Raw genomic sequence first — 23932 nt, 5'->3', positions numbered from 1 at the left:
CCGCTGCCATGATCCTCGTCAGGTGCATCGCACGCGACTTGGTAAAACGGGTCTCAGCGTCGCGTGGCGCGAGCCTTCCATCAGTCGCAGGGTCACCTGCTCGCCATGCGCGTCGACACGCCAGTCGAGGTTGCTCACGGAGGGCGGGAGGGGGTGCGCCGCGGATCCGGGATGGCCGTGTCGAGCCATCCGACCACGACACCCTTCACCTCGGCCGTGACGGACCGATCGCACGACGCTCGTGCGGGTGTGCCGAGCAGGCGCCACAAGATTTCATGAAATTAACATATATTATTGACCTCGAAGAGGCCGCATTATCGATCGAAGAAAGAAGGAAAACAACATTTTTAATATCGAATGCCAAAAGATCTTTTATTTGTCCGATATCGAGCTGTGAAACTTTCATCTCTGACGATCGTTCATGCTCCAGCCAAATGGCCGGCAGCCACAATGTCGAGGATGGCATGGCGGACGGGATGTGCGATCTCTGCGGGGTGCGTCCGGCCACGGTGCGCGCCCAGGTCGTCAGCAATGGCCAGCGCCAGTCCATGGAACTGTGCGACGTCGATTATCGACGCCTCGCGCGGCAGCAGGGTCGCCCCAGCTCTCCACTCGAAAGCCTGTTCGGCGGTGGCGGTCCCCTCTTCGACGATTTCTTCAGCGGAGACTTCTTCGGCCGCACGCCCTTCACGGGCCGTGATGGCCCCCGCATCGGCGAAGCGGGCGATGCCACTGGAGGAGCCCCCATTCCTGTCCGGTCCGGTCGACGGTCGGGCCGGGGACGCCAAGGATCGGCGGGCGGCATTGCCGAAAGCCTGTCCGCTCAGGCCGAGGAGATCCTGCAGGACGCCGCGCGCCTCGCCGATGACCTGGGGCGACGCGAGGTCGACACCGAGCACCTGCTCTCCGCGCTCATCGACAACGATGTCGTGCGCACCCTTCTCGATCAGTTCAAGGTCTCGATCGAGGACCTGCGCCGCCAGCTCGACGAGAGCATGCCCAGGGCGGACGGCAAGGTGGACGCGGAGGCGCGCGACGAGGCGGGGATCGGCGTCTCGCCCCGGGTGAAGGACGCTCTCGCGCGCGCCTACCAGGCCTCGCGTGACTTCGGCCATTCCTCCATCGGCCCCGAGCACCTCCTGATCGGCCTTGCCGACGAGGGCGAGGGCATCGCCGCGGACATCCTGCGCCGTCTCGGCCTCACCCCGCAGGCGATCCGCCAGCAGGTGACCAAGGTGGTCGGGCGCGGCGCCGAGGAGGGTCGCATCGGAACGCCGACCAGCACGCCCAACCTCGACAAGTACGCGCGCGACCTTACGCAGCTTGCCCGGGACGGCAAGCTCGACCCGGTGATCGGGCGCGCCCGCGAGATCGAGACCACCATCGAGGTCCTCGCCCGGCGCAAGAAGAACAACCCTGTGCTGATCGGCGAGCCGGGCGTCGGCAAGACCGCCATCGTCGAGGGGCTGGCCCAGCGGATCATCGCCGGCGAGGTACCGGAGGCCCTGCGCGACAAGCGCCTGGTCGAGCTCTCCGTCAACGCGATGGTCGCCGGCTCCAAGTACCGCGGCGAGTTCGAGGAACGGGTGCAGCAGCTCCTCCGGGAAGTTGAAGCCGCCGACGACCTCGTCCTGTTCATCGACGAGATCCACACCATCGTGGGGGCGGGCCAGGGTGGCGAGGGTGGGCTCGACGTCGCCAACGTGTTCAAGCCGGCGCTGGCACGCGGCGACCTCAACCTGATCGGGGCGACCACCCTCAACGAGTACCAGAAGCACATCGAGAAGGACGCCGCCCTGGAGCGACGCTTCCAGCCCGTCTTCGTGCCCGAGCCGACCGTGGCCCAGACGATCATGATCCTGAGGGGCCTTCGCGACACGCTGGAGGCTCATCACAAGGTCACCATCACGGACGAGGCGGTCGTCGCCGCGGCCGAGCTCTCGGACCGGTACGTCACCGGGCGGTTCCTGCCCGACAAAGCCATCGACCTCATCGACCAGGCCGCGGCGCGGGTGAAGATCTCGACCACGGCCCGTCCCGTCGACGTGCAGGATCTCGAGGCGGAGGTGCGCCAGATCAAGCGGGAGCAGGACTACGCGGCCTCGCGCAAGCAGTTCGACCGCGCCCAGGAGTTGCAGGCCCTGTACGCCGAGAAGGAAGGGGAACTCGCGGAAGCCAACGAGCGCTGGCGGCGCGAGCGGGGCTCGGCCTCGGCCGAGGTCACGATTGAGCACGTCGCCCAGGTGGTCTCCAAGATCACCGGCGTGCCGGTGAGCGAACTCACCACCGAGGAACGCCAGCGGCTCGTCGCCATGGAGGAGCGGCTGCATCGGCGCGTCATCGGCCAGGAGGAGGCGGTCCGGGCGGTGAGCAACGCGGTGCGGCTCGCCCGTGCGGGGCTGCGCGAGGGGCGGCGCCCGATCGCCACCTTCCTGTTCCTGGGCCCGACCGGCGTCGGCAAGACGGAGTTGGCCAAGGCTCTGGCCGAGACGGTGTTCGGCGAGGAGGACGCGATGGTCCGCCTCGACATGTCCGAGTACATGGAGCGCCACGCGGTCGCGCGCCTGATCGGGGCGCCGCCCGGCTATGTCGGCTACGAGGAGGGCGGCCAGCTCACCGAGCGGGTGCGGCGACGGCCCTATTCCGTGGTGCTGCTCGACGAGATCGAGAAGGCGCACCCGGACGTCTACAATGCGCTGCTGCAGGTCTTCGACGACGGACGGCTCACGGACGGCAAAGGCCGCGTGGTCGATTTCACCAACACGGTGATCATCGCCACCTCGAACCTCGGCTCGGACATCATCCAGCGCAACCTGCGTCTGCGCGGCACCGAGGCGGACGATCCGGCCAAGCTCAAGCGCGAGCTGATGGAGGTGCTGCGCCGGCATTTCCGGCCCGAGTTCATCAACCGCATCGACGAAATCATCGTCTTCCACGCCCTCGGCCAAGCGGATATCCGCGCGATCGTGCAACTTCAGCTGGAGCGCGTGCGGCGGACCGCCCAGGGTCAGGGCATCGAACTCACGACCGACGAGAGCCTCGTGGACCACCTCGCGGCGGCCGGCTTCCGGCCGGAATTCGGTGCCCGCGAGCTGCGGCGGCTGATCCGCTCTGAGCTGGAGACGCAGCTCGCACGGGCCATGCTGTCCGACGAGGTGCACGAGGGCGATCGGGTGCTGGCGCGGTGGGACAGCCGCCTGGAGAGAGCGGTGCTGGAACCCCGGCCCCGGGCGGCAGAGGTCGCATCCAAGCCCGCCGTCAAGCGCGCACGCCATCAGCGCAGCGGGACGGAGGCGAAGCGGAAGGCCGATGCGCCCGGCACGATGCCCGCGGACGCCTCCGGCGAGCTCCCTCCGGCGGCCAAGTGATAGCCGAAGGCCGCTCGCCCGAAGTCCGGGCGCAGCGTCCCTCATCGTTCCCGGACGGCCGAAAGATCGCCGCCCGGAACTGCCCGCAGGGCTCGGAGCCGCCATCGGGTCGGACAGACAGGCTTCGTTCCGTCATCCACGAGAGGACTCGGCGCATGGCTCGCAATTCCCTCACACCTTCCCGCTCGGGCGGCCTGCTCGGACGGGGCGACCCCGTCCTGTCCCTGTACGGCGAGATGAACCGGCTGTTCGACGACGTTTTCCGCGGCGCCGGCCTCCCGGCATCCGCAGGTCAGGGCCCGGGAGCGGGCCGCTTCATCGACGCCAACCTGAACGTATCGGAGACCGCTCAGGAGATTCGCGTCACGGCCGAGCTGCCCGGCGTGACGGACAAGGACATCGATGTCAGCCTGGACGACGACATCCTGACGATCCGGGGTGAGAAGACGTTCGAGGAGCGCCAGGGCGGCGAGAAGGAGAGCTACCACATCGTCGAGCGTTCCTACGGAACATTCCAACGCTCGCTGCGGCTGCCGTTCACGGTCGACCCGGATCAGGTCAAGGCCAGCTTCGAGCACGGCGTGCTCACGGTCACGCTGCCGAAGACCGCCCAGCAGGAACGCGTCCGCAAGATCCAGGTCCAGGGTTCGAGCGGCGAGCAGAACGGGTCCGCCGGCCGCGGCAGCGATGCCGCCAGCCAGAGCATGACAGGGGCCGGCCGAGGCACTCCTCCGCAGGGGAACCGGGGCCGGTCAGGAACCTGAGCAGAGTTCGCAAAAGTCGCAGCCGATCTCGCGACAACGAACTGCGGCGAAACAAGAGTCCAAGCCGATGAAGCGTCGGTCTGCCGGCGCAGGTCTGCTTGGCGTCGCCGGGCTCCGCCGCGCCGAGCACACGATGGAGGAAAGACATGTCCGAGCTGATCGTGGTGGGCTTCGACGATGCCCAGGAGGCCGACCGTGTTCTCACCGAGCTGGCGCGTCTGCAGACCGAGTACCTGATCGACCTTGAGGATACAGTGGTCGCCGTGCGCAGCGCGGATGGACGCCTGCGCCTGAAGCAAAGCGTCGACCTCGTGGGTGCCGGTGCGGCTTCGGGCGGCATCTGGGGCGCCATGTGGGGGTCGCTGGTCGGGCTGCTGTTTCTCAACCCGCTGCTGGGGCTGGCGACCGGCGCAGCCTTGGGCGCAGGTGCCGGTGCGCTCTCGGGGAGCCTGGCGGATTACGGGATCAACGACACCTTCATCAAATCGATCGCCGAGACGCTGCAGCCCAACACCTCGGCGCTGTTCGTGCTGGTGCGCAAGGCGCAGCCCGAGAAGGTCCTGCAGGAGTTGTCGCGGTTCCGCGGCCGGGTGATCCGCTCCTCGCTCTCGCCCGAGCAGGAGAGCCGCCTGCAGGCGGCACTGTCGGGGTCGCAGATCAGCATGCCAGGGAGCGGCACACCGCCTCCCGATTCCTCTGAGCCGACCACCAGCGGGATATCCCCGTCCCCTGGCGGCGCGTAGCCCTGAAACCCGCACCGAACTGGGATTGCCCCGCCTCCGGCGGCCAACCCCAGTTCCCGTTCCCGACGACGCAGGCGAATGGTGTGGTCGGGCCTGTGCGCCCGAAGGCGATGCCGGTGCTGTTCACCAGTGCGAAGGAGTGGCGCACATGGATCGAGGATGCCGACCGGGGAGGCGCTGCAGCTGCACCGCCCGCTCCGGACGAGAGGATTGGCCGGGGTGGCGCGGGGTCCAGGTCAGGACGGGCTCTGACGATCAGGTAGCCGGGTCGTCGGACGGGATGAACTCCCGCGCCTTCTCGCGCGCCATCTGGATCAGGCCGGCCTCATGGGACTTGGCCGGATCCAGATCGTCCCAGGCCGGGCAGCCCGGATTGCTCAATCGCATCAGCTCGTGAAGCTCGCGGGCGATGATGTCGAGCGTGGTGGAGGCTTGTGGCGTGTCAGACATGGCGTCGTCAGGTCCCGGGCGCCAGCAAAGTCGCCGTCTTCACCGTGTTCCTCTTCTGCGGCGTCGTGCCCTCACGGGCCAGCACCTCGACGCTGGAGGCGTTCGCCAGGTCGGCAGCGGCGATATCGAGACTCCTCGTCCCGATCTCCAGCACCGCCGGCGTCGACAGATCGGCGCGGTAGGCCGCGATCGCCCCGTTGAGGACCTCGTCGGTCAGGAGCTTCTGCTTGTAGGCGTCGCCGCCAGTCATCGCTTGAACTCCCACATCGGGATCATGCCGGCATCTTCACCGTCTCACGCCGGTGGTTCGTCCACAGCCCGAGCTTGATCCACTCGGCCGTGACCTCGTGCACGTCGGCCGACGATGAAATAATGATGGGTTTTCAGGGAGAAAAGTGGTGCCGCAAGAGGGATTCGAACCCCCGACCCCCTCATTACGAATGAGGTGCTCTACCAGCTGAGCTATTGCGGCGCCGACGGGGCCGGGCGAGCCGGCGAGCCGTGGCGCCCTCATACCCGCGGTGCGGTGCCTTGGCAAGGCGTCATGACAAGGCATCTCGGCAAGAGCGTTCCCGCGAAGCACCCGGTGTCTGGTCGCGGGCGTCGGGCGGGTGGTGGACGACGCAGACCGCAGGTGCAGGGCTCGGGCCGCCCCGCCGGCGCCCGGACCGCTTGACGTCGAGGCGCCGGAATTAGAGCATACAGGGACCTTGACCTCCATTTCCCCAATGCCTCTGATCGCCCGCCTTCGCGCCTACGCCGCCGAGATGTTCGGCGCGCCTGCCTCGCCGCTCGATGCCGAGGCCGAACAGCACCTCGCCGCCGCGGCCCTCCTCGTCCACGTGGCGCGGGTTGACGGCACCCTCGCGGCGGTGGAGCGCGACCGCCTCGCCCGCCTGCTGACCAACCGCTTCGCCCCGTCCGAGGCTCGGGCCAGGGCCCTGATCGAGCGGGCGATCAACTTCGACGACGAGACCCGCGACGTGGCCGAGCTCGTCGAGATGATCGGGCGCGACCTGCCGGAGGACGAGCGGCGCAGCCTCCTCGGCCTCGCCTGGGCGGTTGCCGCCGCCGACGGGCAGGTGCACGAGTTCGAGGACGACCTCGTCTGGCGGGTCGGCCAGCTCCTCGGCTTCGACGACGCCGCGATCACCGCCACCCGGGCCGTCGCCCTCTCGGGCCTGCCGGCGCAGCAGGTCCCCGTCCGGTGAACCGCACGACGCTGCCGGAGCCCGGGTGCAAGCCCGTGCTCCTGATCCTGCACCAGGAGCAGTCCACCCCCGGCCGCCTCGGCCGGCTGTTCCAGGAGCGCGGCCACCCCCTCGACATCCGCCGCCCCCGCTTCGGCGACCCGCTGCCCGAGACCATGCGCGACCATGCAGGCGCGGTGATCTTCGGCGGCCCGATGAGCGCCAATGACGGCGATGCCTTCGTGCGGGAAGAGATCGACTGGATCCGGGTTCCCTTGCGGGAGGAGCGGCCTTTTCTCGGCCTGTGCCTCGGCGCCCAGATGCTGGCCAAGTGCCTCGGCGCCACGGTCTGCGCCCATCCGGAGGGGCGGGCCGAGATCGGCTACTACCCGCTGCTGCCGACCGCGGCGGGGCGCGATTTCGCGGCCGAGATCGGCCAGCCCTGGCCGTCCCACGTCTACCACTGGCACCGCGAGGGCTTCACCTGCCCGAACGGGGCCGACACCCTCGCCACCGGCGACGACTTCCCGACCCAGGCGATCCGGGTCGGGCCGGCGGCGTTCGGCCTCCAGTTCCACCCGGAGGTCACCCACGCCATGATCTGCCGCTGGACCGTGCGGGCCGCCGAGCGCCTGCGCCTGCCGGGCGCGCAGGACCGGGCGCGGCAGATCGAGGGACGGCTGATGCACGACATGCACGTCGTCCGCTGGCTCGACGCCTTCCTGGACCACTGGCTCGCCGGTCCGGCGCGCGCGCAGGTCCCGGCATGATCCTCAGCCTGACCCTGTTGCTGCTCTGCCAGCTCGTCGGCGAGATCCTCGCCCGCGCCTTCGCGCTCCCGGTGCCGGGGCCGGTCGTCGGCATGGCGCTGCTGCTCGCGGTGCTGGTCCTGCGCGACCGCCGGCCCGGCGGGCTGCCGGCGCCCCTCGTCGACGGCACCCTGGAGCGCACCGGCAAGGGCCTGCTCGCCCACCTGTCGCTGCTGTTCGTGCCCGCGGGGGCCGGCGTGATCGGACGGCTCGACGTGCTGGCCGCCCACGGCGTCGCCCTCGCTGTCGCCCTGGTGGTCTCGACCGCGCTGGCGCTGGTCGCCACGGTTCTCACCTTCGCCTACGTCGCCCGGCGAACTGGCCGATGACGGGGGACTTCGCCCTCTGGGTCTTCCTGTCGCGCACGCCGCTCTTGTGGCTCACCGTGACGCTCACCGCCTATGTCGTCGCAGACCGGGTCTCCGCCGCCACCGGCCGTCATCCCCTGGCGAACCCGGTCCTGCACGCGATCTGGATGGTCGGCCTTGTGCTGATCGTCACCCGCACGCCCTACCCGGTCTACTTCGAGGGCGCGCAGTTCGTGCACTTCCTCCTCGGCCCGGCCACGGTGGCGCTGGCGATCCCGCTCTACGAGCACCGCAAGACGGTCACGCGGGTGCTCGTGCCGATGGCGGCGGCCCTGGCGGTCGGCTCGACGGTCGCCCTCGTCACCGGCATCGGCACGGCGAAGCTCCTCGGCGTGCCGGACTCGATCCTGATCGCGCTGGCGCCGAAATCCGTCACCGCCAGCGTCGCCATGGGCATCACCTCGGCGCTCGGCGGCGACCCGACGCTCACCGCCGTGCTGGTGATCCTCACGGGCATCCTCGGCGCCATCATGGTGACGCCGCTTCTCGACCGCCTCGGCATCAAGGACTACCGCGCCCGCGGCTTCGCCGCGGGGCTCGCCGCCCACGGCATCGGCACCGCCCGGGCCTTCCAGGTCAGCGAGGTCGCCGGCACCTTCGCGGGCATTGCCATGGGGCTCAACGCCTTCCTGACGGCGGTGCTGGTGCCGCTGGCGCTGCTGCTCCTTCGCTAGGCCCCTCGCCGGGCGGAGCGCCTCCGGCCCGGGCCGGCGCGGAGGTCCTGCTTCGCAGAGCACCGACGAGGTGGAGCGAGCCGGTCACGAGAAGCCAGCCGCCCCGTCGGGCGGCGAGGTCCGCCGCGTGCGCCAGGGCCTCGACCGGCGTCGGCACCGTCTCGGCCTCCATACCCGCGGCGACGGCCACCGCCCGGAGCGCGGCGGCCCCGTGCCCGCGCCGCTCGGGCATCTCGGTGCAGACCACCGCTGCCCCGTGCCGGTGCAGCACGGCGAGGAAGCCCGCCGCGTCCTTGTCCGCCGCCAGGGCGACGAGGGCGATGCAGGGACCGCCGAGCTCCTCGTCGCAGGCGAGGTCCCGCAGCACCGCCGCGAGGTTGAAGGGCACGTGGGCGCCGTCGAGCACGACCGGCACCGGGCCGGCGCCACTCCGCACCTCCCGGCGCTCCAGCCGCCCCGGCAGACGCGCGACCGCGCGGGCCTCCGCATCGAGAAGCGCGGCACTCAACCGGGCGGGTCGTCCGTCGCGGATGCCGGTCGCGCCGCTCGCCCCGAGGTGGTCGAGGACGAGGCCGGCGAGCGCCGCGTTCTCCTGCGCGATCGAGGCCCCGGGCGGGATCGCCGGCCGCAGCACCGCACAGCCGAGGGCGGCGGCGCGGGCGGCCACGACGCGGCCGGCCTCGTCGTCCGGGCCCAGCGTGGTGATGAGGGCGGTGCCCGGCTTGACGATGCCGGCCTTCTCGGCGGCGATGGCCGCGCGGGTGTCGCCCAGGATCTCGGTGTGCTCCAGCTCGACGTTGGTGATCACCGCGACCTCGCTCGCTACCGCATTGGTCGAGTCGAGGCGTCCGCCGAGCCCGACCTCGATCACCGCCCAGTCGAGGCCGGCCTCGCCGAAGATCAGCAGGGCGGCGGCGGTCACGACGTCGAACCAGGTCGCATCCTGACCCGCCGTCCCGTCGCGCCGCGCCGCCTCGTGGGCGTCGAGGGCGCGGGCGAGCGCACGGGCGAGGATCGCGCCCGCCACCGGCCGGCCGCCGAGGCAGACCCGCTCGGTGACGGATTCGACGTGGGGCGACGCGTAGCGCCCGACCCGCAGGCCGGCCCGCGCCAGCCCGGCCTCGATGAGGGCGCAGACCGAGCCCTTGCCCTTGGTGCCGCCGACATGGACCACCCGCAGGCGCCCGTGCGGCTCGCCGAGCCGCCGCAGGAGGTCGCGCATGGGGTCAAGCCCGACGCGCATCCCGCCCCGCGGCCGCTTCTCCCAGTCGGTCAGGCGGTCGAGGCGGTCCAGCACCGCGGGCAGGGAGGACGCATCGTGCGCAGCGGTCATGGGTCACCCGTCGGTCGGCTCGGGAAGGGTGCCCAGGCGAGCGGCAAGCGGACGTCGCCCGCGCTCCCCGGTGGTGGGACCACCTTGAACTTCGCCAGTCACGCGGACAGCCCCCCATAAGAGACGAGCCGGCCCCGGGCAACCGGGCGGCGTCGCTCACGCTCCGCCCGGGCTCGGGCTGGAAGCCCCGGTGAGAAATTCCGGATTTCGCATCGGGAGCGCCGGTCACCTTGTGCGGGCCCCGGCGGCCGGGTACTCACCGGGCTTCGCCGACGCTCTCCCGCCAGGATCGCCCGCCGCCTTGCCCGCCCGCCTCGACGCCATCGACTGGGCGATTCTCCGGGAGCTGCAGGCCGACGGCTCCATCACCAACGTGGAGCTCGCGCGCCGCGTCGGCCTCTCGGCGCCGCCCTGCCTGCGCCGGGTGCGCGCCCTCGAGGAGGCCGGCATCATCCGCGGCTACCGCGCGCTGCTCGAGCCGAAGGCGCTCGGCTTCGAGGTGGTGTGCTTCGCCATGGTGCAGCTCGCCGCCCAGGGGCAGGCGGAGCTGGCGGCCTTCGCGGCGGAGATGCGGGGCTGGCCGCTGGTGCGGGAGTGCTGGACCCTCTCGGGCGAGACCGACTTCCTGCTGAAATGCGTCGCGCCGAATCTCGGCGCCTTCCAGCAGCTCGTCGGCCACCTCACCGGCCTGCCCAACGTGCGCACGGTGCGCACCGCCCTCGCCATCGAGCAGATCAAGGACGAGCCCATCGCCCCGCTCGACCACGGTGCGGGCGAGCCGTGACGGCGCCCCGCTCCGACACGCCTGTGTACACTTTACCGGTGAAAACCTGATCCTTGGATCAGTCATGCCCTATAAAAGGGATGCGGGGATCGCCGGCATGCGCTGTCATGGCGGCGATCATCGGAGTTCAGAGAGCGCGCTCCGATGCGCGAAATGAACCATAAGTTGTTTTTCGCTGCCCCTGCGGCGACTATGGGATGCATGCCCGCCGGCAATACTCGAGATCATTACCGGGGTGATAAGTCTGTAAGATGACAATGCCAGATCGCCACGAGCCCGTCACGCCGAGATGGGTACCGGTTCTGCTGCAGCGCCCACGGGAGGACGGGAAGCCGGGTACGTCACCGGCCGCCGTGCGCCGGGCGGAGGCTCCCGATCCGGTGAGCCTCTTCGCCGTCCCGATCGGCCGGTCGACGAGCCCGGCGGACGATCTCCTGCCGGTGACGCAGACGCTCTATCGCACCCCGGACGGCCGCTACGTGATCCGGACCTGCCTGCACGTCGGCGAGGATCCGGCCCTCGATGTCTGCGACGTCATGATCTATGCCGGCGACGCCGCGCTGCGCGAGGCGCTGTCGGTCGGCGACGGCCTCGACCAGGCGCTGCTCGCCGCCGCCGGCCTGTCCCCGGACGGACCCTGATCCCCGGTCCACGGCGCGGCCTCGTTCCGCGAGGCGCGCGTCAGCGCAGCGCGGCGAGGCCCGCCCGGTAGGCGGAGACGGCGCAGGCGAGGGAGAAGTCCGGCAGCGCCCGCTCCGCCGCGACCCGCAGGGCGGCCCGCCGGCCGGGATCATCGAGGAGCGCCAGGGTGGCGCGGGCCCAGTCCGCCACGTCCAGCGGCCGCACCTCGCCGCAGCCCCGGGCCTCGAGGAGCTCGCGGGCGGCGCCGGAATGCGGCGAGGCGAGGACCGCCGCCCCGCTCTGCAGCGCCTCGTTGACCACGATGCCCCAGACGTCGCCGCGGCTCGGAAACAGGAGGAGCCGCGCGGATGCGTAAGCGTCGGCCAGGGCGTCCTGAGCCAGGTAGCCGTCGAACCGGGTCGGGATGCCGGCCTCGCCGAGGCGCGCCTCCATCTCGGCGCGAAGTGGGCCGTCGCCCGCCACCCGCACCCGCAGGGGCCGGCCGGACCCGGCGCAGGCGCGCATCACGTCGGTGAAGAAGCGCGCGCCCTTCACCTCCTCGTTGAGGATGCCGCAGAACAGCACGTCGTAGGGCCGGGCCTCCGGCTCGGGCAGCGGCGGCCGGGGCTCCCAGGCCGAAAACAGGGGCGCCCGGAGCACCCGCCCGGGCGCGAGCCCGTACGAGGCCAGGAGGGTCCGGCTGCCCTCGCTCGGCGCGAGGCCGAACGCGGCCCCCGGAATGATCGCCCGGCGCAGGGCCCGGTGGGCCGGCGAGCGCGCGCCCGCATCGGTCTCCGGCACGCCGTCGGTGCGGATCGCGTAAGGCGTGCGCAGGGCCCGCGCGGCGAGCGCCGCCATCGCCACGGTGGGCGAGAAGTCGTTGAGGATCACCGCTGCCGGCCTCAAGACTGCGAGGCGCGGCACGACGCTCGGATTGACGTAGAGGTTGCGCACCGCGTCCCGGTGCCAGCGCAGGCCCGGCAGGACCGAGAAGGCGTAGCCGTCCGCCGCCGCGAGCGCCCACTGCCGGGCCGGCTCCCGGGCGGTGCAGGCCAGGACGGTGAGGGGGTGGTCGAGGGCGGCCGCGAGCGCCCGGTAGAGCACCTGCGTGTAGGGCGCGAGGGCGCCGGTGACCACCACGACGGGGCGGCGCTCAGGAGCGTGCAACGCGGGCCCCCATCAGGGCGTCGAGCTCGTGCAGCGGCCATTCCGGCTCCAGCACGTGGCGCGGGAGCGCGGGGAGGTCCTGCCTGCCGGTGGCGACGCCGCGGCGGGTGGTGAAGAAGCTGGCATAGCCGCTCGCCACCGCCAGGGCCGGGTCGCGCCCGGGGCGGTAGTCGCGCACGGCAACCCCCCAGGGGCAGGCGAAGTGCCGGATCGGCCGGCCCGCCACCGCCGCGAGGGCCGCGCGGGAGGCGGCGAGCTCCCGGCCCGCCGCCGCGTCGTCCAGGCCCGCGAGGGAGGAATGGCTGAGGCTGTGCGAGCCGATCTCCATGCCGGCGTCGAGCCAGGCCGCGACGAGGCCACGGTCGACGTAAGGGCCGGGGGGGCTCGCCGGCGGCGCGTCGAGCCAGTCGCTGACGAGGAAGAGGATCGCCGGCACCCCGGCTTCCCGGAGCACCGGCAACGCGACCTCGACGTTGTCGGCGTAGCCGTCGTCGAAGGTGACGAGGAAGTGCCGCTCGGCGCAAACGGCTCCGCTCTCCAGGAGCGTCAGCGCCTCGTCGGCCCCCACGAAGCGGCCGTGCCGCTTCAGGTAGGCGATCTGCGCCGCGAAGCCCGCCCGGTGACGCTCCGGCACGTGATGGTAGCACAGGGTGTAGAGGCCCGGCGGCGCGCAGGAGAGCCGCCGCACCCGCGCGAGCGCCCGCAGCAGTAGCGCCCGGACCACCGGATGGTCACGGGCCAGGGTCTTGAGGGGTTGGAGCATCCCGTCCGCCTGAACGCGCCGACGACACGGCCTTCAACCCACTCTCGCAGCCCCGGGCTAACGAACGTTTGCGCTCACAACCCGCGCGCCGCCGCGGTGCGCCCCTTGCGTGGCGGGGGCGGCGGCGCCGAGCGGTGTCGCGTCCTGGCACGGGGATCCCATGACCGGAACGGAACGTGAGACAGGATTGCGGATCGTCGCGGTCGACGACGTGCCATCGTGGGACGAGGTCGTCTGGGCGCAGGCGCGCGGCTCGATCTTCTCCGCCTCGGGCTGGGGTGTCTACAAGGCGCGCCGTGGCGCGCGGATCGAACGGCTGAGCGTCGTCGACGAGTCCGGCGACCTCGTCGGCCTGGCGCAGGTGCAGGTCCGCCGCCGCGGCCCGGCCCGGCAGATCTACATCCAGGGCGGGCCGCTCCTCACCGACAGGGGCGAGCGCCACGGGGAGGCGGTCGTGCGCAGCCTTCTCGCGCACCTGGCGCTCGGCCCCCTCGACCTCGTAGTGGTGGACTTCAACCGGGCCGAGAGCCGGGGGGAGCTGCTGGGCGTCCTGGCAGCGGGATTCCGGCCGGTGACGACCGCGAGCCGCCACACCCTGGAGATCGACCTCACCCAGGGCCTCGACGCGATCAAGGCCGAGATGGATCCGCGCTGGCGCCAGCGCCTGCGCAAGGCCGAGCGCAATGCCGGCCTGACGGCGCGCTTCCTCGACGATCCCGCCGAGCGGCTCGCGGCCTTCGACGCCTTCGCGGCGATGTACACGGCGCTGAAGGCCCGCAAGGGCTTCTCCAACGACTTCGACTGCGCCGCCTACCGCGACCTCCTCGCCGGTGATCCGCATCATCTCATCCTCGAGGTGCGCGAGGGAGAGGAGCGCTGCCTCGTGCGCATCGCGCATCTGAGCCGCCTCCGCTTCTCCGACTTCTTCAGCGCCTCGACGGAGCGGGCCAAGGCTAACGGCGCGGCGCACATCGCGGTGTGGAGCTTCATCCGCCGCGCCGGCGAGGAGGGGTGCCGGGTGTTCGACTTCGGCGGCATCGATCCGGCGAACAACCGGGGCGTCTACGACTTCAAGCGCGGGCTCACCCGCAACGTCGCCTCGAGCGGGCCGCTCTGGATCTACGGCCGCCACCGCCTCCTCACCGCTGCCGCCGGGGCGGTGCTCGCCCGGTGACCGTCCTGCGAACGCTCCTCGCGCGCCTGCGCGGCCGGGCGCTGCTCTCGCTCCTCGACCAGGGCGCGGTGAGCGGCTTCGGCTTCCTCGCCGGCATCGCGGCGGCCCGCCTGATCGACATGGAGGCGTTCGGGCGCCTCGCCCTCGTGCTCATCGTGGCGGGCTTCGCGCAGGGGCTCCACAACGCCCTCGTCACCGCCCCGCTGATGACGCTCGCCGGCACGGTGCGCAGCCCGGCGCGCTACGCCGCCGCCGTCAATGCCGGCGCCCTGGTGCTCGCCGCCGGCCTCGCCCTCGGCGTCGCCGGCACCCTGGCGCTGTACTTCGCGCTCCGGGGCGAGGCCGTCCCGGTCGGCCTCGTCACCGCCGCCGGCGCGCTCACCCTGGCGCAGAACCTCCAGCTCACCGTCCGCCGGCTGCTCTTTGCCTATGACGGCGGGGCCGTCGCGCTCGCCATGGACCTCGCCCGGGCGGCGGCCTTCCCGGTCGCGGTGGCGGGGCTGTGGGCGGCCGGCATCCCCCTGAATGCGACGCGCCTCGTCGAGCTCCTGGCCGTCACGGCCTTCGCCACGACGCTCCCGGTCCTCGCCGGCCGCGCGGCCCGGCCCGGGCGCCGGCCCCTTGCCACCGCGGCCCGGCGGCACTGGCAGATGGCGCGCTGGCTCCTGCCGGTCGTCCTCGTCACCTTCGGTCAGGAGCAGCTCGTCTGGCTCCTGGCCGGCGGCGCCCTCGGCGACGAGGCCCTCGGCGGCCTGCGCGCGTCCCAGTACCTCGTCGGAATCGTCGTCCTGATGCTCGCCGCCACCGAGAACGTGGTGCCGACCGGGGCCGGCCGCGCCTACGAGGCCGGCGGCGAGCCGGCGCTCCGGGCCTATCTCCTCGGCGTCACCCGCCGGCTCGGCGTGCCGGTCGGCCTCCTCCTCGCCCTGGCGGCCGGGCCCGCCGAGCTGTGGCTGCGCCTCGTCTTCGGGGCGCCCTACGTGCCGTTCGCCCCCTGCCTGCGCTGGCTCGCCCTCGGCGTCGCCTTCATCTTCCTGCGGGACATGGTGGCGCAGATCTTCCGGGCCCGCCGCCGCACCGACGTGATCTTCCGGGCCTTCGCGATCAGCTTCGCGGTGTCGCTGGCGCTGGTCCAGCCGCTCATCGGCCGCTACGGCGCCGCCGGGGCGGCGGCGGTCGTCGCGATCGCGCACGGTGCCTCCCTCCTCGCCCTCCTGGCGGCGCTCGGCCGCGCCGCGCTCCCGCAGCCTGAGAGGCCCGAGCGATGCTGAACGCCCTGATCGCCGTCGGGGTCGCGACCTGGTTCGTGATCGCCTACCCGGTGCTGCGCCGCCGCCTCGAGGCGCGGGCGATCTCCGGCGGCGCCCCGGTGTTCTGGCCGCTCGCCCTCGTGGCGGTGTTCGCCTTCATGCCCCTCGTCTTCACGGTGCCGCGCGAGGACGGCAATGCCGTGCTGGAGGAGGGGCTCACCGCCTCCAATGTCGTCACTCTCGCGCTCACCGGCCTCACCGCCCTGTACCTCGTGCTGAAGGTTGCCGCGGACCGCCGCGTCCTCACCCTGCCGTTCGCGATGCCCTACCTGCCGTTCACCATGATGATCGGCATGAACGGCCTGAGCGCCGCCTGGTCGATCGTTCCGGTCTACACGCTGTACCGCACGGCGGAGCTCGCGGTGTTCACGCTGGCCTCGATCCTGATCTTCGACCGGCCCGACATCCAGCGCCGCCTCGCCGACCTCCTCGCCGTCGTGGTCCTCGCCTGGCTCGCCGCGGCGACGCCGGAGATCGTGCGGAATCTCGCCTCCGGCATCGTGTTCTCCTCGGCCAAGAACAACATGATGCCCCTCGTCTGCGCCACCCTCGGCTTCGCCGCGGTGTTCGGGCCGCGCAGCCCCCGGCGCGGGCTCTACCTGGTGCTGGCCGCCGCCGGCTTCATCATCGCCGGATCGGCGGCCTCGACGGGGGCGCTGATCGCGATGGGGCCGGGGCTGATGATCGCCTCGCGCCGCCCCGGCATCCGCCTCGCCGGCATCCTCCTTGCCCTCCTGTCGGTGCTGGTCTTCCTGTTCCTGATGGTCGGCCTGTCGAACTTCCCAGGCCTGCTCGACCTCCTCTCGGCGGTGCTCCAGAAGCCGCGCTCGGAACTCGCCAACGCGACCGGCCGCGGCACGTTCTGGCCGACCTTCATCGCGGCCACGAAGGACCATCTGCTCGGCTCGGGCTTCTCGGCGGCGGACCGCTTCGTGCAGCTCCTGATCCCGACGACGGCCCTCGCCGACGAGAGCGGCCACGAGGCGGTGTTCATCACCAACTCGCACAACATGTTCCTGAGCGCCTGGGCCGGGACCGGGATCGTCGGCCTGTGCTTCGCGCTGACGAGCCTGATCGAGCCCATCCGCTTCGCGAGCCGCGCCGACCGCGGCACTCGCCGCCTCGTCGCCTGCCTGATCCTGATGCTGGCTCTCAACGGGATGACGACGCCCGGGCTGTTCCAGGACTGGAACGTCAACGTGCTCGCCTACGTGGCCGTCCTCGCCTGCGTGCGGGCGGCCCGGCGCGCCGCCGAGGTGCCGGTGGTCCCGGTCCCGGCCGGTCCCCTCCCGGTCCTGCGCGGGGCCGGCCCGGCCTGGCCCGCGGCTTGAAGCGACTCGGCCAAACGGAGCGTTCTCCCGTCCGGTCGTCCCGGATCGAGACGCTTCCGCCCCGTAACGGGAGCCTTGAGCGCAGCATGACGATGGTTGAGAACGTCCGGAACGGGCTGCTCATCGGCGCGGCGCCGCGGGGAGAGGAGGGGCGCGAGCCCTGGTTCCTCGACCCACGGGAGATCCTGCGCTCCGTGCGCCTGCGCTGGCCCACGGTGCTGCTGCCCGTCCTCCTGTTCCTCGCCGCCGCCGCGGCCTGGACGGCGCTGAACCCGCCGCAATTCGCCGCCTCGACGCAGATCCTGATCGACCCTCGCGGGCTGCAGGTGGTCAAGGACGGGCTTACGCCCCCGGACCAGGCGAGCGACGCGAGCCTGCTCCTCGTCGACAGCCAGATCCGCGTCCTGACCTCGGACGACGTGCTCGGCCGCGTCGTCGACCGCTTCGACCTCGCGATCGACCCCGAGTTCCGCGGCCGCGAGACCCTTCTCGGTGCGCTCAAGGACCGCCTCGCGCGCCTGACCGGCCGCTCCGGGCCGGAGGTCGAGCCGCGGCTGACCGCGCTCCGGGCCCTGCGCAGCCGGGTCGGGGCGCGGCGCCTCGAGCGCAGCTTCGTGGTCGAGCTCAGCGTGACATCCGAGGACCGCGAGAAGGCGGCCCGCCTCGCCCGCGGCGTCGCCGAGACCTACCTCGCCCGCGACGCCGCGACCCGGTCCGACACGACGCGGCGGGCCGGCGAGGCGATCGAGGGCCGGCTCGCCGAGCTGCGCGAGGCCCTGCGCAAGGCCGAGGACAAGGCCCAGGCCTTCCGCGCCCGGCGCAGCATCGTCGGCACCCGCTCGCAGCTCGTGAGCGAGCAGCAGCTCACCCAGCTCAGCGACCAACTCGGCGCCGCCCGGGCGCGGGCCGTCGAGGCGGCCGCCCGCGTCCGCCAGGTCGAGGCCGTGCTCGCCGGCGGTTCCTCCGACGCCGTCAACGAGATCGTCCAGAACCCGACCATCAGCGCGCTCCGGGGCCAGCTCGCCGGCGTCGAGCGCCTGCGGGCCGACGCCGAGGACACCCTCGGTCGGCGCCATCCGAGCTACCAGGCCGCTCTGGTGCAGGAGAAGGCGCTGCGCGGCGCGATCGAGGCCGAGATCCGGCGCATCGCCGCGGCGAGCCGCAACGACGCCCAGGCCGCCCAGGCCAACGAGCGCTCGCTCGCCGCGGCCCTGGAGCGGCGCAAGGCCGAGGCCCTGCGGGTCGGCGACGACTTCGTGCAGCTGCGCGAGCTCGAGCGGCAGGTCGAGGCGAGCCGCGCGGTCTACGAGGCGTTCCTGGTCCGCGGCCGGGAGCTGCAGGAGCAGCAGAGCCTCGACACGTCGGCCTCGCGGATCATCTCGCCGGCCTCGCCGCCGGAGAAGCGCCTCGGCCCGCCGACGCCGGTGCTCTTCCTCGCCGCCCTGGTGGCCGGGCTCGGGGTCGGCCTCGTCGGCAGCCTCGGACTCGAGCTCGCCGCCGGCCGCGTCCGCTCCCGCCGCCGCCTCGAAGGTTATCTCGGCCGACCGGTCCTCGACTCTCTGCCGCCGGTCCCCCGGGACGCGGCCGGCACGGCGCGCGGCGACGGGCGCTACGAGGTCGCGGTGGCGCGTCTGCGCCACCGCCTCGCCGGCTCCGCCACGGGGCAGGGGCCCCTCGTCGTCCTCGTCACCGCGGCGGACGACCGGGCGGGCAAGTCGGTCCTCGCCCGCTCCCTCGCGCTCTCGGCCGCGTCCGACCGCGAGCGGGTGATCCTGGTCGACGCCGATCCACACGGGGCGCTGACCCGGGACCTCGGCATCCAGGCCGGCCGGGACCTCGCCGGGACCTTGCGCGGCCGCGCGCCCCTGGCGGACGCCCTCGTGACCCTGCCCTCCGGCCTGCGGGTCCTGCCCCGCACGGACGAGCTGCCCCGCGGCCTCGCCGGGGACCTCGCGGACGCGCTCCTGCGCAGCGACGCCGACCTCGTCGTCGTCGATCTCGGCCTCGTCGGGGGCGACGTCGTCACCGAGCGCCTGGTCGCCGACGAGCGCATCCCGGTGCTCCTCCTGGCGGTCAACGCCAGGCGCGGCCGCCTCGCTGCCACCGACCGCGCCCTCAAGGCGATCGGCCCCAACCGGCGTCCGCGCCTCGTCGTCGTCGACGCCGACCCGCGGGACTAGGGGCTTCCCGTCCCAGGCAGGCCCCCGCACCGGGGATCCGGGAGGGGAAGCACCGGGACGGCGCGCTGCGGCGAGGCCTTTACTGCCCCCGCCGCGCCTGCGCGGCGAAGCGCACCGCCTCCTCGGCGGCGCGGAACAGGGCCTTGGCCTTGTTGACGCATTCCTGCTGCTCGGCGGCCGGGTCGGAATCGTGCACGATGCCGGCGCCGGCCTGGACGTGCATGCGCCCGTCCTTGACGATGGCGGTGCGCAGCACGATGCAGGTATCCATCTGCCCGTCGGCGCCGAAATAGCCGATGCAGCCGCCGTAGGGCCCGCGCTTCTCGCGCTCCAGCTCGTCGATGATCTGCATCGCCCGCACCTTCGGGGCGCCCGAGACCGTGCCGGCGGGGAAGCCCGCCGCGAGGGCCGAGAGGGCGTCGTGCCGGGGATCGAGGCGGCCCTCGACGTTCGACACGATGTGCATGACCTGGCTGTAGAACTCGAGGAAGAACGAGTCCGTCACCCGCACGCTGCCGATCTCGGCGACGCGGCCGACGTCGTTGCGGCCGAGGTCGAGCAGCATCAGGTGCTCGGAGCGCTCCTTCGGATCGGCCAGGAGCTCGTCGGCGAGCGCCTTGTCCTCCTCGGGCGTCGCGCCGCGGCGGCGGGTGCCGGCGATCGGCCGGATCGTGACCGCGCCGTCGCGCACCCGCACCAGGATCTCCGGCGACGAGCAGACGATCTGGAAGTCGCCGAAATCGAGGTAGCACAGGAACGGCGCCGGGTTGACCCGGCGCAGTGAGCGGTAGAGCGCCAGCGGCCCCAAGGTGAACGGCGCCTCGAAGCGCTGCGACAGCACCACCTGGAAGATGTCGCCGGCGGCGATGTACTCCTTGGCCCTCGCGACCATGCCGAGGAAATCGTTGGGAGCGACGTTCGAGACCGGGGCGGGGGCGGGAATCTCGGTCGGGTTCTGCCGCGCCTCGACCGGCAGCGGGCCTTCGAGCGCGTCGGCGGCGCGCTCCAGGTGCGACAGCGCCGCCTCGTAGGCGGCGGTGGCCGAGAGGCCGGGGACCGGGCGGATCGGCGCCACCAGGGCGATCTCGTCGCGCACCGCGTCGAAGATCACCATCACGGTCGGGCGCACCAGGATCGCGTCCGGTACCCCGATCGGGTCGGGATGGGGCGCGGCGAGGCGCTCCATCTCCCGCACCATGTCGTAGCCGAGATAGCCGAACAGCCCCGCCGCCATCGGCGGCAGGCCGGGCTCCGGCGGGATCGCGCTCTCGGCGATCAGGGACCGCAGGCTGTCGAGGGGAGGGGCATCCTCCGCGGCGAAGTGCGCGAGATCGGGCGCCACGGCGCGCTCGGCCCGCCCGCCGGCGCAGCGCCAGATCAGGTCCGGATCGAGCCCGATCATCGAGTAGCGGCCGCGCACGGCACCGCCCTCGACCGATTCGAGCAGGAAGGCCGCGCCCTCACGACCCGCCTTCAGCTTCAGGAACGCGGCGACCGGCGTCTCGAGGTCCGCCACCAGGGTGGCGCGCAGCAGGACCGGGCGGCCCTCGGCATAGGCCGCGGCGGCGGCCTCTCGGGAGGGGGCGACCAGCACGGGATCAGTACTCGCCGCCGATGGCGCGCCGGAACGCGGCCTCGTTGACCGAGACGCCGGCCTGTTTCTGCACGTCGGCGATGTACTCGGCCAGCACGTCGTCGGCCAGCGCCGTGCGGTACTGCTGCTCCACCGCGACCGCGCCCGCCGCCGTGGCGACGAAGGGCGGCACCGTGGCCTGGGTGACGCGGAACACCACCCGGGCGGTTCCCTCGCCGGAGGCCGAGCCGGACTTGCCCACGGGCGTGGCGAAGATGCGGGCGACGCTCTCGGTGGAGAGCGCGTCGCGGCCGCGGCCGCGGGCGAGGTCGGCGACGCTCTTCGCCTCCTGGTTCAGGGAGGCGGCCACCGCCTCGATAGCCTCGCCCTTGTCGAGCCGCTCGGTCGCCTCGCGGGCCTTGGCGGCCAGCCGGCGCGAGACCTCGTCGGCCTTCCACTGCGCCACCACGGCGTCGCGCACCTCGGCCAGGGGCTTGTCGTGGGCCGGATCGATCTTGGTCACGTCGTACCAGACGTAGCCGCCGGAGCGGGTGCGCAGGGCCTCGTTGTCGGCGCCCATGTCGCTGCGGAAGATCGCCGCCAGGGTCGCGTCCTTGTCGGGGATCGCGTCCACCGCCTTGCCCTGCGGGTCGCGCCCCTGCGCGTCCACCGCCGGCACGGTCACGAGGGACAGGCCCTGCTCGCGGGCGATGTCGGCGAGCGGCTTGGCGCCGGCGCGCTGGTCCTCGATCGCGTCGTGGACCTTCTCGAGCCCGTCCCGGGCCTTGTCGCGGGCGACCTCGGCCCGGACCTCGCCGGCCACCTCCTCGAACGGCTTGCGGGCCGCCGGCTGCACGGCGGTCACCCGCAGCAGCACCGCCCCGAAGCGGCCCTTGACCGGCTCGCTCACGGCGTTCGGCTCGGCCGCGAAGGCGGCCTCGGCGACCGCCGGGTCGAACAGCTCGGACTTGGCGAAGGTGCCGAGGTCCAGCGCCTTCGCGTCGAGGCCGCGCTCCGCCGCCACGGCGTCGAAGGTGGCCTCGCCGCTGCGGATGCGGGCGAGCGCCGCCGCCGCGTCGGCGTCGCTGGCGAAGACGATCTGCTGGATCGAGCGCTTCTCGGGCGTGCCGAAGCGGGTCTTCTCGGCCTCGTAGCGGGCGCGGGCCTCGGCCTCCGGCACGGCGTCGGGCTTGGCGAGGGTGGCGGGATCGAGGACCAGCAGGTCGACGGTGCGGTATTCCGGCGCCCGGAACGCGCTCTTGCGCTCGTTGTAGAAGGTCGCGACCTCCTCCTCGGCCGGGGCCGGGACCTCGCCGGCGGCCGATTCCGGCAGGGTGAAGTACGAGGCCGCGCGCCGCTCGGAGGTGTAGCGGTGGATCGCGTCGCGGGCCGCCAGCGGCACCGGAAGCTCGGCCGTGATCGCGTCGGCGAGCTGGAGGCGGGCCGCCACCGCCCGCTGCTCCTGCACGAAGCCCTGCTCGGTCAGGCCGGCCTGGCGCAGGGTATCGCGGAAGGTGTTCACGTCGAAGGCGCCGCTCGGGCCCTTGAAGGCCGGCTCCTCCTGGATCAGGCGGATCACCGCCGCGTCCGGGATGCGCAGGCCCAGGTCCCGGGTCTTCTGGTCGAGGGAGGCCTCGGTGATCAGCTGCGCCAGGACCTGCCGGTCGAGGCCCAGCGCCTTGGCCTGGTCCGGGGTGATCGGCCGGCGGCTCTGGCGCGACAGGCGCTGGATCTGGTTCTGGTAGGCGGTGCGCAGGGTCTCGGCCGGGATCGGCGTGCTGCCGACGGTGGCGACGTTGTTGCTGCCGCCGCCGCGGAAGATGTCGCCGATGCCGAAGATGGCGAGGCCCGCGATCAGGAGGCCGAACACCACCGTCACCACGATCTTGCCGAGCCAGCTCTGGCTGGCGGCGCGGAAACCCTGGAGCATCGTGATCCTCGAAACCCGTGAGGGGGCCGTCCCGTGAGGGAGAGACGCCCGGACCGGGCCGCGATAGCGCATAAGCGCCGTAAGGCAAAGGCCGGCCGTTTGCCGCCCGGCGGCGGACCTGTTACCCGGCAACGCTTGGTGACGATGGGGAGAGACATGACGACCGAACGGCCGCGCCCGCTGGTGGCGGGGAACTGGAAGATGAACGGCCTCACGGCCTCGCTGAAGGTGGCCGAGGCGGTCCGCGACGGCCTCGACCCGAGCTTGGCGCAACGCATCGACGTCCTGGTCTGCCCGCCCGCGACCCTGGTCGGTGCCGCCGCGGCGGCGCTCAGGGGTTCGCCCGTGAAGGTCGGCGGCCAGGACGTGCACGCCGAGGCGAGCGGCGCCTATACGGGCGACGTCTCGGCCGAGATGCTGGCGGATCTCGGCGCCGCCTACACCATCGTCGGCCATTCCGAGCGCCGGGCCTACCACCACGAGAGCGACGCCGACATCCGCGCCAAGGCCCTCGCTGCCCGCCGCGCCGGGCTCGTCGCGATCATCTGCGTCGGCGAGACCCGCGAGGAGCGCGAGGCCGGCCGCACCCTCGAGGTCGTGCGCGGCCAGCTCGCCGGCTCGCTGCCCGACGGCGCCACGGCCGCCGACACGGTGATCGCCTACGAGCCGGTCTGGGCGATCGGCACCGGGCTCACCCCGACGGTGGCCGACGTCGCCGAGGTCCACGCCCTGATCCGGCAGGAACTCGAGGCGCGCCTCGGCGCGGAGGGCGCCAAGATACGGATCCTCTACGGCGGCTCGGTGAAGCCCTCGAACGCCGCCGAGCTGATGGCTGTGCCCAACGTCGACGGCGCGCTCGTGGGCGGTGCGAGCCTGAAGGCCGAGGACTTCCTCGGGATCGTGGCGGCGTATCGCTGAGGCGCCGACGCTTCGACGGGCGGGACCTGCCGGTCCCGCTCGACCGCCTGAGGCACCTTGCGTCAAATGGTGGGCGGTGACGGGCTCGAACCGCCGACCCTCTCGGTGTAAACGAGATGCTCTACCAACTGAGCTAACCGCCCGGATGCCGGCATCGTTAAGGGGCCCGGGCCGCGAGCGCAAGGGTTCCGCGCCTGGGTTCCGCGCGTGCAGGGTTTCGCGTGCGCGGCGCGCCGGATCCGCCGGTCTCCGCCCCGGCCGACCGGTCTCCGCCCCGGCCGACCGGTCTCCGCCCCGGCCGACGCCCTCCCGACTTTCTTGAGCCGGCGGCTTGACAGGGTAGGGGCCTCCCCATACACCGCCGCCATCGCAGCACTGCGAGACGCCGGGCGGACGTAGCTCAGTCGGTTAGAGTGCCGGCCTGTCACGCCGGAGGTCGCGGGTTCGAGCCCCGTCGTCCGCGCCACTTCCCTCGCGGGAAA

General features: G+C 72.6%; 22 protein-coding genes, 3 tRNA genes and 1 riboswitch. Of the genes, 15 read left to right on the top strand and 10 right to left on the bottom strand.

Translation table 11 applies throughout. The features are described from left to right. Positions 1-419: 419 nt before the first annotated feature. Entirely contained in the window at positions 420-899 is a 480-nt protein-coding gene (locus VQ02_RS39995; RefSeq protein WP_425339886.1) for a hypothetical protein, read from the bottom strand. On the opposite strand from VQ02_RS39995, the gene VQ02_RS08345 reads away from it, so the two are divergent. The 3 genes from VQ02_RS08345 to VQ02_RS08335 all read left to right on the top strand — a co-directional run bounded on the left by VQ02_RS08345 (position 804) and on the right by VQ02_RS08335 (position 4875). After that, positions 804-3368, top strand: a complete 2565-nt coding sequence (locus VQ02_RS08345; RefSeq protein ID WP_425339884.1) for an ATP-dependent Clp protease ATP-binding subunit — start codon at positions 804-806, stop codon at positions 3366-3368. The two genes, VQ02_RS39995 and VQ02_RS08345, sit on opposite strands and share 96 nt — an antisense overlap. 236 nt (positions 3369-3604) lie before the next feature. Next, positions 3605-4132, top strand: a complete 528-nt coding sequence (locus VQ02_RS08340) for an Hsp20/alpha crystallin family protein (RefSeq protein ID WP_245239661.1) — start codon at positions 3605-3607, stop codon at positions 4130-4132. 146 nt (positions 4133-4278) lie between these two features. Continuing rightward, positions 4279-4875 (top strand): DUF1269 domain-containing protein, encoded by a 597-nt coding sequence (locus tag VQ02_RS08335; protein ID WP_048443715.1) that lies wholly within the window; start codon positions 4279-4281, stop codon positions 4873-4875. A gap of 255 nt (positions 4876-5130) precedes the next feature. On the opposite strand, the gene VQ02_RS08330 is transcribed toward VQ02_RS08335, so the two are convergent. The 3 genes from VQ02_RS08330 to VQ02_RS08320 form a co-directional block, all read right to left on the bottom strand. Next, on the bottom strand, positions 5131-5325 hold the full coding sequence (locus tag VQ02_RS08330) for a hypothetical protein (RefSeq protein WP_048443714.1): 195 nt from the start codon (positions 5323-5325) through the stop codon (positions 5131-5133). Positions 5326-5332: 7 nt separating this feature from the next. Further along, a complete protein-coding gene (locus VQ02_RS08325; RefSeq protein ID WP_048443713.1) occupies positions 5333-5575 on the bottom strand; it encodes a hypothetical protein in 243 nt (80 codons plus the stop codon). Between the two features lie 146 nt (positions 5576-5721). Next, positions 5722-5797 (bottom strand) — tRNA-Thr (locus tag VQ02_RS08320). Between the two features lie 256 nt (positions 5798-6053). Here VQ02_RS08320 and VQ02_RS08315 point away from each other — a divergent pair. From VQ02_RS08315 to VQ02_RS08300, 4 genes are read left to right on the top strand one after another with little or no spacing between them, the layout of a single operon-like run. Then, entirely contained in the window at positions 6054-6536 is a 483-nt protein-coding gene (locus VQ02_RS08315) for a tellurite resistance TerB family protein (RefSeq protein ID WP_048443712.1), read from the top strand. Then, on the top strand, positions 6533-7285 hold the full coding sequence (locus tag VQ02_RS08310) for a glutamine amidotransferase (protein WP_048443711.1): 753 nt from the start codon (positions 6533-6535) through the stop codon (positions 7283-7285). Before VQ02_RS08315 ends, VQ02_RS08310 begins: the two co-directional genes overlap by 4 nt. Next, positions 7282-7653, top strand: a complete 372-nt coding sequence (locus VQ02_RS08305; protein ID WP_048443710.1) for a CidA/LrgA family protein — start codon at positions 7282-7284, stop codon at positions 7651-7653. The genes VQ02_RS08310 and VQ02_RS08305 overlap by 4 nt, the downstream gene beginning before the upstream one ends. Continuing rightward, a complete protein-coding gene (locus tag VQ02_RS08300; protein WP_048443709.1) occupies positions 7650-8366 on the top strand; it encodes an LrgB family protein in 717 nt (238 codons plus the stop codon). The genes VQ02_RS08305 and VQ02_RS08300 overlap by 4 nt, the downstream gene beginning before the upstream one ends. Here the strand turns inward: VQ02_RS08300 and VQ02_RS08295 are convergent. Further along, a complete protein-coding gene (locus tag VQ02_RS08295) occupies positions 8311-9699 on the bottom strand; it encodes a bifunctional folylpolyglutamate synthase/dihydrofolate synthase (protein WP_063838472.1) in 1389 nt (462 codons plus the stop codon). The two genes, VQ02_RS08300 and VQ02_RS08295, sit on opposite strands and share 56 nt — an antisense overlap. Before the next feature lie 23 nt (positions 9700-9722). Continuing rightward, positions 9723-9811, bottom strand: a riboswitch (ZMP/ZTP riboswitch). Positions 9812-10000: 189 nt separating this feature from the next. Here VQ02_RS08295 and VQ02_RS08290 point away from each other — a divergent pair. Together VQ02_RS08290 and VQ02_RS08285 are read left to right on the top strand one after the other, a co-directional pair. Beyond that, entirely contained in the window at positions 10001-10483 is a 483-nt protein-coding gene (locus tag VQ02_RS08290) for an Lrp/AsnC family transcriptional regulator (protein WP_048443708.1), read from the top strand. A 380-nt stretch (positions 10484-10863) separates the two neighbouring features. Then, entirely contained in the window at positions 10864-11124 is a 261-nt protein-coding gene (locus VQ02_RS08285; RefSeq protein ID WP_157080551.1) for a hypothetical protein, read from the top strand. Positions 11125-11164: 40 nt separating this feature from the next. Here the strand turns inward: VQ02_RS08285 and VQ02_RS08280 are convergent, their stop codons facing one another. Next, a complete protein-coding gene (locus VQ02_RS08280) occupies positions 11165-12271 on the bottom strand; it encodes a glycosyltransferase family 4 protein (RefSeq protein ID WP_048443706.1) in 1107 nt (368 codons plus the stop codon). Next, positions 12258-13034, bottom strand: coding sequence for a polysaccharide deacetylase family protein (locus VQ02_RS08275; RefSeq protein ID WP_048443705.1), 777 nt, complete (start codon positions 13032-13034; stop codon positions 12258-12260). The genes VQ02_RS08280 and VQ02_RS08275 overlap by 14 nt, the downstream gene beginning before the upstream one ends. A 160-nt stretch (positions 13035-13194) precedes the next feature. Between VQ02_RS08275 and VQ02_RS08270 the strand changes: the two genes are divergently transcribed. From VQ02_RS08270 to VQ02_RS08255, 4 genes are all read left to right on the top strand, one after another. Continuing rightward, complete coding sequence (locus VQ02_RS08270; protein WP_048443704.1) at positions 13195-14208, top strand: lipid II:glycine glycyltransferase FemX; 1014 nt, start codon at positions 13195-13197, stop codon at positions 14206-14208. Further along, positions 14205-15479, top strand: a complete 1275-nt coding sequence (locus tag VQ02_RS08265) for a lipopolysaccharide biosynthesis protein (protein ID WP_048443703.1) — start codon at positions 14205-14207, stop codon at positions 15477-15479. The genes VQ02_RS08270 and VQ02_RS08265 overlap by 4 nt, the downstream gene beginning before the upstream one ends. Continuing rightward, positions 15473-16849 carry an O-antigen ligase family protein gene (locus VQ02_RS08260; protein WP_048443702.1) on the top strand — a complete coding sequence of 459 codons (1377 nt, stop codon included), beginning with the start codon at positions 15473-15475 and terminating at the stop codon, positions 16847-16849. Before VQ02_RS08265 ends, VQ02_RS08260 begins: the two co-directional genes overlap by 7 nt. Positions 16850-16935: 86 nt before the next feature. After that, complete coding sequence (locus VQ02_RS08255; RefSeq protein ID WP_048443701.1) at positions 16936-19029, top strand: GumC family protein; 2094 nt, start codon at positions 16936-16938, stop codon at positions 19027-19029. Between the two features lie 79 nt (positions 19030-19108). On the opposite strand, the gene trpE is transcribed toward VQ02_RS08255, so the two are convergent. After that, positions 19109-20623, bottom strand: a complete 1515-nt coding sequence (gene trpE / locus VQ02_RS08250; protein ID WP_048443700.1) for an anthranilate synthase component I — start codon at positions 20621-20623, stop codon at positions 19109-19111. A 4-nt stretch (positions 20624-20627) separates the two neighbouring features. Further along, positions 20628-22532 (bottom strand): peptidylprolyl isomerase, encoded by a 1905-nt coding sequence (locus tag VQ02_RS08245; RefSeq protein WP_048443699.1) that lies wholly within the window; start codon positions 22530-22532, stop codon positions 20628-20630. 156 nt (positions 22533-22688) lie between these two features. Between VQ02_RS08245 and tpiA the strand changes: the two genes are divergently transcribed. Continuing rightward, positions 22689-23450 (top strand): triose-phosphate isomerase, encoded by a 762-nt coding sequence (tpiA, locus tag VQ02_RS08240; RefSeq protein ID WP_048443698.1) that lies wholly within the window; start codon positions 22689-22691, stop codon positions 23448-23450. Between the two features lie 67 nt (positions 23451-23517). Here the strand turns inward: tpiA and VQ02_RS08235 are convergent. Beyond that, positions 23518-23593, bottom strand: a tRNA-Val gene (locus VQ02_RS08235). A gap of 246 nt (positions 23594-23839) precedes the next feature. On the opposite strand from VQ02_RS08235, the gene VQ02_RS08230 reads away from it, so the two are divergent. Further along, a tRNA-Asp gene (locus tag VQ02_RS08230) sits at positions 23840-23916 on the top strand. The last annotated feature ends 16 nt before the right edge of the window (positions 23917-23932 follow it).

Origin of the sequence: Methylobacterium variabile (genome assembly GCF_001043975.1) — a bacterium.
GTDB classification, from domain to species: Bacteria; Pseudomonadota; Alphaproteobacteria; order Rhizobiales; family Beijerinckiaceae; genus Methylobacterium; species Methylobacterium variabile.
This window is presented reverse-complemented; position numbering and strand designations above follow the sequence as displayed.

Coding starts and splice junctions, on each gene's coding strand:
- VQ02_RS08335 (WP_048443715.1), top strand. CDS start 4,279: ATGTCCGAGCTGATCGTGGTGGGCTTCGACGATGCCCAGGAGGCCGAC.
- VQ02_RS08260 (WP_048443702.1), top strand. CDS start 15,473: ATGCTGAACGCCCTGATCGCCGTCGGGGTCGCGACCTGGTTCGTGATC.
- tpiA (WP_048443698.1), top strand. CDS start 22,689: ATGACGACCGAACGGCCGCGCCCGCTGGTGGCGGGGAACTGGAAGATG.
- VQ02_RS08325 (WP_048443713.1), bottom strand. CDS start 5,575: ATGACTGGCGGCGACGCCTACAAGCAGAAGCTCCTGACCGACGAGGTC.
- VQ02_RS08330 (WP_048443714.1), bottom strand. CDS start 5,325: ATGTCTGACACGCCACAAGCCTCCACCACGCTCGACATCATCGCCCGC.
- VQ02_RS08340 (WP_245239661.1), top strand. CDS start 3,605: ATGAACCGGCTGTTCGACGACGTTTTCCGCGGCGCCGGCCTCCCGGCA.
- VQ02_RS08305 (WP_048443710.1), top strand. CDS start 7,282: ATGATCCTCAGCCTGACCCTGTTGCTGCTCTGCCAGCTCGTCGGCGAG.
- VQ02_RS08315 (WP_048443712.1), top strand. CDS start 6,054: ATGCCTCTGATCGCCCGCCTTCGCGCCTACGCCGCCGAGATGTTCGGC.
- VQ02_RS08275 (WP_048443705.1), bottom strand. CDS start 13,034: ATGCTCCAACCCCTCAAGACCCTGGCCCGTGACCATCCGGTGGTCCGG.
- VQ02_RS08245 (WP_048443699.1), bottom strand. CDS start 22,532: ATGCTCCAGGGTTTCCGCGCCGCCAGCCAGAGCTGGCTCGGCAAGATC.
- VQ02_RS08300 (WP_048443709.1), top strand. CDS start 7,650: ATGACGGGGGACTTCGCCCTCTGGGTCTTCCTGTCGCGCACGCCGCTC.
- VQ02_RS08255 (WP_048443701.1), top strand. CDS start 16,936: ATGACGATGGTTGAGAACGTCCGGAACGGGCTGCTCATCGGCGCGGCG.
- VQ02_RS08295 (WP_063838472.1), bottom strand. CDS start 9,699: ATGACCGCTGCGCACGATGCGTCCTCCCTGCCCGCGGTGCTGGACCGC.
- VQ02_RS08270 (WP_048443704.1), top strand. CDS start 13,195: ATGACCGGAACGGAACGTGAGACAGGATTGCGGATCGTCGCGGTCGAC.